Annotated in this window: 8 protein-coding genes; 4 read left to right on the top strand and 4 right to left on the bottom strand. The window is 72.2% G+C overall.

Annotated elements, in window-relative coordinates; genetic code table 11:
• Positions 1-232: hypothetical protein (locus AB0A74_RS42250; protein ID WP_358258815.1), on the top strand; the 232-nt coding region annotated here is incomplete at its 5' end.
• A gap of 99 nt (positions 233-331) precedes the next feature.
• Here AB0A74_RS42250 and AB0A74_RS42245 read toward each other — a convergent pair.
• Entirely contained in the window at positions 332-838 is a 507-nt protein-coding gene (locus AB0A74_RS42245) for a DoxX family protein (protein WP_358258813.1), read from the bottom strand.
• Between the two features lie 91 nt (positions 839-929).
• Between AB0A74_RS42245 and AB0A74_RS42240 the strand changes: the two genes are divergently transcribed.
• A complete protein-coding gene (locus tag AB0A74_RS42240) occupies positions 930-1,499 on the top strand; it encodes a TetR/AcrR family transcriptional regulator (protein ID WP_358258811.1) in 570 nt (189 codons plus the stop codon).
• Here AB0A74_RS42240 and AB0A74_RS42235 read toward each other — a convergent pair.
• Both AB0A74_RS42235 and AB0A74_RS42230 read right to left on the bottom strand, forming a co-directional pair.
• Positions 1,484-3,862 (bottom strand): excinuclease ABC subunit UvrA, encoded by a 2,379-nt coding sequence (locus AB0A74_RS42235; protein ID WP_358258810.1) that lies wholly within the window; start codon positions 3,860-3,862, stop codon positions 1,484-1,486. The genes AB0A74_RS42240 and AB0A74_RS42235 overlap by 16 nt on opposite strands.
• Positions 3,863-3,999: 137 nt before the next feature.
• Positions 4,000-5,025, bottom strand: coding sequence for an LLM class flavin-dependent oxidoreductase (locus tag AB0A74_RS42230; RefSeq protein WP_358258817.1), 1,026 nt, complete (start codon positions 5,023-5,025; stop codon positions 4,000-4,002).
• A gap of 130 nt (positions 5,026-5,155) precedes the next feature.
• Here AB0A74_RS42230 and AB0A74_RS42225 point away from each other — a divergent pair, with 130 nt between their 5' ends.
• Together AB0A74_RS42225 and AB0A74_RS42220 are read left to right on the top strand one after the other, a co-directional pair.
• Positions 5,156-5,572, top strand: a complete 417-nt coding sequence (locus AB0A74_RS42225; RefSeq protein ID WP_358258808.1) for a DUF3995 domain-containing protein — start codon at positions 5,156-5,158, stop codon at positions 5,570-5,572.
• A gap of 10 nt (positions 5,573-5,582) precedes the next feature.
• On the top strand, positions 5,583-6,056 hold the full coding sequence (locus tag AB0A74_RS42220) for a GNAT family N-acetyltransferase (RefSeq protein WP_358258807.1): 474 nt from the start codon (positions 5,583-5,585) through the stop codon (positions 6,054-6,056).
• Here the strand turns inward: AB0A74_RS42220 and AB0A74_RS42215 are convergent.
• Positions 6,031-6,885: a class I SAM-dependent methyltransferase gene (locus AB0A74_RS42215; protein WP_358258805.1), complete on the bottom strand. Its 855-nt coding sequence runs from the start codon at positions 6,883-6,885 to the stop codon at positions 6,031-6,033. The genes AB0A74_RS42220 and AB0A74_RS42215 overlap by 26 nt on opposite strands.
• Positions 6,886-7,047 lie beyond the last annotated feature (162 nt).

The raw sequence follows: 7,047 nt of genomic DNA, 5'->3' as shown, positions 1-7,047 counted from the left end.
GCCCGCCCGGCTCCCCCCCGGCCTCCCCCTGCGGTGCACCCTCGCCGACCCGCTCCGCGCCCACCGCCGCCTAGCCTGGCCGGGCCGAGTCGCGCTGGGCCGAGCCGGGCGGGCCGGGGCCGAGCGGGGCGGGCCGGGCGGGCCGGGGTGGGGCGGCCGAGCGGGGCGGGCCGAGCGGGGCGGGGTGGGGCGAGCCGCGCCGGCGGGGTGGGGCGCGGGCGGGCTGCCCTGAGTCGTCCTGCCCGAGTCGCCCCGCCCGAGTTGCGCCGGTGGGTTCGGGCCCGGGTCAGTCGAGCGGGTGGGCGGGTCGGTCGGGGTCGGGTCGGGCGGGTCAGGCGGGTTGGTGGTCTGTGTTCAGGGGTGCCGCGGGCGTGGTGTCGGCGGTTGCTCGGCGGGCTCGGGCGAAGTGGATCACGATGCTCAGCGTGGCCGCCAGGAAGACCACCTGCATGAGCGTCCGAGGCAGCAACGCATCCCCGAAGGACGGCGAAATCCCCTTCATCGCCGCGTAAACGTTCGCCGGGAACATCCCCACCAGCATCGCCGTCAACCCGGCCGCCGCCCACAACGCGGTCCGCCGCCACAACACGCCCACCGCCCCGGCCAGCTCCAACACCCCGGTCACCGTCACCACCAACCCGGGCGCGGGAACCGCCGGCGGCACCATCGCGATCAGTTGCTCCCGTATCCCGATGAAGTGCGCCAACCCGGTCGCCACGAACATCGCCGCCACCCCGCACTGCACCGCGAACGGCCAGGCGGGCACCCGCAGCCACCCCGCCGCGCGCACACCGGCGAGCACGGCGGTAACCACAACGAGAATCACGAACGGGGCCATGCGAACTCCTCCGGGCAACACGAACTAGACACTGACAAGATTGCTCCCGGCCAGCGAACTTGTCAATGTCTAGATCCGCTACGCTGCGCAGGTGACCACGGACCGCCCCTACCACCACGGCGACCTCCGCCGCGCCGTCCTCGACGCCGCCCTCGACGTGATCGCCGAGCACGGCCCCGCCGGCATCGGCCTGCGCGACCTCGCCCGTCGGGTCGGCGTCTCCCACGCCGGACCGGTCCACCACTTCAAGGACAAGGCCGGCCTGCTCACCGCCATCGCGGCCGAGGGCTTCACCCTCCTCGCCGACCGGCTGGACGAGACCAGGGCCGCCGGTGGCGACTTCGTGGACCTCGGCACGACCTACGTGCGCTTCGCCATCGAGCACCGCGCGCACTTCGAGGTGATGTTCCGCCCCGACCTCTACCACGCCGACGACCCGACGGTCACCGCGGCGAACACCCGCGCCGGGGACGCGTTGCGCCACGGCGCCTCGGGCCACCCCGACCCGGAGACGGCACTGGTCGCGGCCTGGTCGTTCGTGCACGGCTTCGCGACTCTGTGGAACACCGGCGCGCTCGACCGGCCCGGTGTCGAGCCGGTCGAGCTGGCCGGGTCGGTCGCCCGGTCCCTCTTCCGAACGACCCGTCAGGCGCCCACGTAGTCCGCCAGGTGCTCGCCGGTCAGCGTCACGCGCCCCGCGACCAGCTCCGCCGGCGTCCCCTCGAACACGACCTTCCCGCCGTCGTGCCCCGCGCCCGGCCCGAGGTCGATGATCCAGTCCGCGTGCGCCATGACCGCCTGGTGGTGCTCGATGACGATGACCGACTTGCCCGCGTCCACCAACCGGTCCAGCAACGCCAGCAGCTGCTCGACGTCGGCCAGGTGCAGGCCGGTCGTCGGCTCGTCCAGGACGTAGACGCCGCCCTTGTCGCCCATGTGCGTGGCCAGCTTGAGCCGCTGCCGCTCACCGCCGGACAGCGTGGTCAGCGGCTGCCCCAGCGACAGGTACCCGAGCCCGACGTCGGCCAGCCGCCGCAGGACCGCGTGCGCCGCGGGGGTCTGCGCCTCGCCGGAGCCGAAGAACTCCTCCGCCTCGGTCACCGACATCGCCAGCACCTCGCTGATGTCGCGCCCGCCGAGGTGGTAGCGCAGCACCGACGCCTGGAAGCGCTTGCCCTCGCACTCCTCGCACGTCACCGCGACCCCGGCCATGATCCCCAGGTCGGTGTAGGTGACGCCCGCGCCGTTGCAGGTCGGGCACGCGCCCTCGGAGTTGGCGCTGAACAGGGCCGGCTTCACGCCGTTGGCCTTGGCGAAGGCCTTCCGGATCGGCTCCAGCAGCCCGGTGTAGGTGGCGGGGTTGCTGCGCCGCGAGCCGCGGATCGGGGTCTGGTCCACCGACACCACGCCGTGCCCGGCCGGGATCGACCCGTGCACCAGCGAGCTCTTGCCCGACCCCGCCACGCCGGTCACCACGACCAGCACGCCCAGCGGGATGTCGACGTCCACGTCGCGCAGGTTGTGCCGGGTCGCGCCGCGGATCTCCAGCACGCCCGTGCGCTCCCGGACGGTGTCCTTGAGCCTGGCCCGGTCGTCCAGGTGCCGGCCGGTGACGGTGCCGCTGGCCCGCAGGCCCTCGACGGTGCCCTCGAAGCACACCGTGCCGCCCGCCGCGCCCGCGCCCGGCCCGAGGTCCACGACGTGGTCGGCGATCGCGATGGCGTCCGGCTTGTGCTCCACCACCAGCACGGTGTTGCCCTTGTCCCGCAGGCGCAGCAGCAGGTCGTTCATCCGCTGGATGTCGTGCGGGTGCAGGCCGATGGTCGGCTCGTCGAACACGTAGGTGACGTCGGTGAGCGACGACCCGAGGTGCCGGATCATCTTGACCCGCTGCGCCTCGCCGCCCGACAGCGTCCCCGCCGGCCGGTCCAGCGACAGGTAGCCCAGCCCGATCTCGGCGAACGAGTCGAGCGTGTGCCGCAACGCCGCCAGCAGCGGCGCGACCGACGGCTCGGACAGCCCGTTGACCCACTTGGCCAGGTCGGTGATCTGCATGGCGCACGCGTCGGCGATGCTGATCCCGGCGATCTTGGACCCGCGGGCGGCCTCGCTCAACCGCGTGCCGTCGCACTCGGGGCAGGTGGCGAAGGTGATGGCCCGGTCCACGAAGGCGCGGATGTGGGACTGCATCGCCTCCTTGTCCTTGGCCAGCATCGACTTCTGGATCTTGGGGATCAGGCCCTCGTAGGTCAGGTTGATCCCGTCCACCTTGATCTTGGTGGGCTCCTTGTAGAGCAGGTCGTGCAGCTCGCGCTTGGTGTACTTGCGGATCGGCTTGTCCGGGTCGAAGAACCCGCAGCCCCGGAAGATGCGGCCGTACCAGCCCTCCATGCTGTAGCCGGGGATGGTCAGCGCGCCGTCGTTGAGCGACTTGGTGTCGTCGTAGAGCGCGGTCAGGTCGAAGTCGGTGACCGACCCCATGCCCTCGCAGCGCGGGCACATGCCGCCCAGCCGGGAGAACGTCGCCTTCTCCGCCTTGGTCTTCGCGCCGCGCTCGACCGTGATCGCGCCGCTGCCCTTCACCGACGCGACGTTGAACGAGTACGCGGCGGGCGAGCCGATGTGCGGCTTGGCCAGCCGGCTGAACAGGATGCGCAGCATGGCGTTGGCGTCGGTGGCGGTGCCGACGGTGGAGCGCGGGTCGGCCCCCAGCCGCTGCTGGTCCACGATGATCGCCGTGGTCAGGCCGTCGAGCACGTCCACCTCGGGCCGGGCGAGCGTCGGCATGAACGTCTGCACGAACGTGCTGTAGGTCTCGTTGATCAGCCGCTGCGACTCGGCCGCGATGGTGTCGAAGACCAGTGAGGACTTGCCCGAGCCGGAGACGCCGGTGAACACGGTCAGCCGGCGCTTGGGGATCTCCAGGCTCACGTCCTTGAGGTTGTTCACGCGCGCGCCGTGCACGCGGATCAGGTCGTGCCCGTCGGCGGGGTGCGGCGTGGTCTTCCCCTTGGACTTGCTCATCGTGTCTCCATCTGCTCCGGCTCGCGTCAAGCTCGCGGACGCCAGGCTATATATGCGCAGATGGCGACGCTTCTCGAATCCTGACCGGCTCGGACCCCGACCGGCTCGGGACCCCGACCGGCTCGAACCGCGACCGGTCAGCCCAACTCGGCCCGCACGAGCGGCAGCACCTCGGTGCCGAGCAGTTCGATGGCCTCCATGACCAGCTTGTGCGGCACCCCGGACCAGTCCATCTGCATGGCGTACCGGTCCGCGCCGACCAGCCGGCCGACGGTGATCAGCCGCTCGGCGACCTCCTGCGGGCTGCCCGCGAAGATGGACCGCGCGCCGGCGGTCCACGCGTCGTACTCGGCCCGCGACGGCACGGCCCAGCCGCGCGCCCGCGCCCCGTACTTCATGGTCTCCAGCCAGTACGGGTGGAAGGCGTCCTTGGCGTCCTGCGAGCGGCGCGCGATCAGCCCGATGGCGCTCATGGTGACTTCGAGGTCGGTGTGGCCGCCGGCCTCACCCGCCCGGCGGTAGAGGTCCACCAGCGGCGCGAACCGCTCGGGCTCACCGCCGATGACCGCGTACACCACGGGCAGCCCGAGCAGGCCGGCGCGCACCGACGACTCGGGGTTGCCGCCGGTGCCGACGGAGATCCGCAGCCGGTCGCCGTACGGGCGCGGGAAGACGTGGGCGTTCTCCAGCGGCGCGCGGAAGCGGCCCGACCAGGTGATCGGGTTCTCCCGGTCCAGCCGGAGCAGGAGGGCGAGCTTCTCCTCGTACAGCTCGTCGTAGTCCTCCAGGTTCGCGCCGAACAGCGGGAAGGACTCGGTGAACGACCCGCGCCCGGCGAGCAGCTCGGCGCGGCCCCGGCTGAGCTGGTCCAGGGTGGTGAACTGCTGGTAGACCCGCACCGGGTCCTCGGTGCTGAGCACGGTGACCGCGCTGCTGAGCGTGATGTTCGAGGTCACGCTCGCGGCGGCGGCCAGGACCGTGCCGGGGTTGGAGATCGCGTACTGCTCCAGGTGGTGCTCGCCCAGGCCGTAGAAGCCCAGGCCCAGCTCGTCGGCGAGCTTGATCCGCTCCAGTTGGTCGGCCAGGGCGTCGGCGACGGACACCTGCGCGCCGGTGGCCGGGTCCGGGTTGCGGTCGGCGAAGCTGTAGACCCCGAGCTGCATGGTGGTTGACACGAGAACATTCTATCACCGGATAGTTGAGAGTTCAGCTAAGACCACTCTCAGGAACCGTACGCTAGCGTATGGCCAGTTTCCGTACGGTGGCGTACGGAATGGTTCTGTGAGGTGTGGCATGACGGTGTTGGCCCTGGTCACGGCGCTGGTGCTGGTCGCGGTCGGCGTTTTGCACGTGCTGTGGATGTTCTCCACGTGGCCGTTGAAGACGCGGGAGGAGTTCGCCGCGCGAGTGGTGAACGTGCCGGTGGAACGGTTGCCGTCCGCGCCGTTGACCGGGGCCGTGGCGGTGGCGCTGGGCCTCGCGGCGTACCTGGTCGCCGGGCGGGCGGGCCTGCTGGGCGTGCCGGGGCCGGGGTGGGTGCCGGTGGTCGGCACGGCCGGGGTGGCGGCGGTGCTCCTGCTGCGCGGCGCGGCCGGGTTGGCGTCGTCGCTGCGCGCGGACACCGCGTACGCCCGGCTCGACGTCCGCGTCTACTCGCCGCTGTGCCTGGCTTTGGCCGCTTCCACCGCGCTGGTCGCCGTCAGCGGCTAGGGTCGCCCGCGTGGTGGAGATCAGGCCCGCGACGGCCTCGGACGTGCCCGCGGTGGCCGGCATCTGGCACCGCGGGTGGGCCGACGGGCACCTGGGCCACGTGCCGGACGAGCTGGTGGCGGCGCGCACGGAGCGGTCGTTCGCCGACCGCGCCGCCGCCCTGGTGGACCGCACCGTCGTGGCCACTGTGGACGGTGCGGTGGCCGGTTTCGTGATGGTGCGCGGGGACGAGGTCGAGCAGGTCTACGTGTCCGCCGACCACCGGGGCGGCGGCGTGGCCCCAGCGCTGCTGGCCGAGGCCGAACGCCTGGTGTCCGCCCACCACGACACGGCGTGGCTGGCCGTGGTCGCCGGCAACACCCGCGCCCGCCGCTTCTACGAGCGCCGGGGCTGGACCGACGAGGGCCCGTTCACCCACCGGGCCCCGGGCGGCATCGACGTCCCCGCCCACCGCTACGTCAAGCGGTTGCGCCCGACGCCGTGAGCAGGAACGCGGGCGACGACCAGTAGTCGAACAGGGGCGTCAACCGGACGTCGGTGAACCCGGCCCGCCCGACCTGCGCGGCCCACGAGGTGGCCGGCTGCTCCCAGGTGGACCTCTTCGCGCCGGGCAGCAACTGCCCGGTCAACACCGGCATCAGGAACCCCTGGGCCACCAGCTCCCGGTCGTCGCCGTACTCGGCCAGCCCCCGCTCGTAGGTCTCGGCGAGGAACGCCAACCGCTCCTCGTCGTCGAGGTCCGGGACGTCGAACTCCACCACCGCCAACGCCTTCACCCGAGGCGCCAGCCCCGTCAACACCCCGTCCCGCTCCTCGTGCGGCAGGGCGTGCAGGGCGAACGTCGACTGCACCAGGTCGAACTCGGCCCGCTCGCGCTCCAGGAAGTCCTGGACCCGAACGTTGCGAGCCTCCACGGAGATGTTCTTGACCCCTTCAAGCCCCCGAACCGCCCCGCGCAACAGGGCCTCCGACGGCTCGACCAAGGTGACATGCCGAGGCAGCTCGCGAGCGGCGTGCAGGGACGGCACCAACGCCCGCCCGTCGCCGCAGCCCACGTCGAGCAACCGAACGGGCCGCTCCTCGTCGTAGACCCGGCCCAACGCCCGACTGACCGCTTTGTAGAGGCCGACATTGCCGCCGCCGTCGATGAACGCCTTGAACGCGGCGGGCTGGTCGTACACGGTGCCGTCGGCATGACTGGCGAGGTACGCCGCCAAGGCCCGATCCAACTCCCCCCGCCCCGCGGCAGCCACCTCCCGCGCCCGCTCCCGTTCCCCCCGGGTCAGCGCACGCAACGCGTCGATGATCGTCACGCGTCCAGCTTGACACGCACACCCGAACTTGTCGTACCCAAGTGAGACAATGGAACCGGGGGCCGGAGGCCACACCCGCGCAAACCCACCCACGGCGCAAACCCACCCGCCGCAAGCCGCCCGCCGCCTACTGCCAGCCGCCCGCCGCCGCCCGCCGCCGCC

It is taken from the genome of Saccharothrix sp. NPDC042600, assembly GCF_040647305.1.
Classification (GTDB): domain Bacteria; phylum Actinomycetota; class Actinomycetes; order Mycobacteriales; family Pseudonocardiaceae; genus Actinosynnema; species Actinosynnema mutabilis.
The sequence above is the reverse complement of the archived record's forward strand: the minus strand, read 5'-3'. Positions and strand labels throughout refer to the sequence as shown.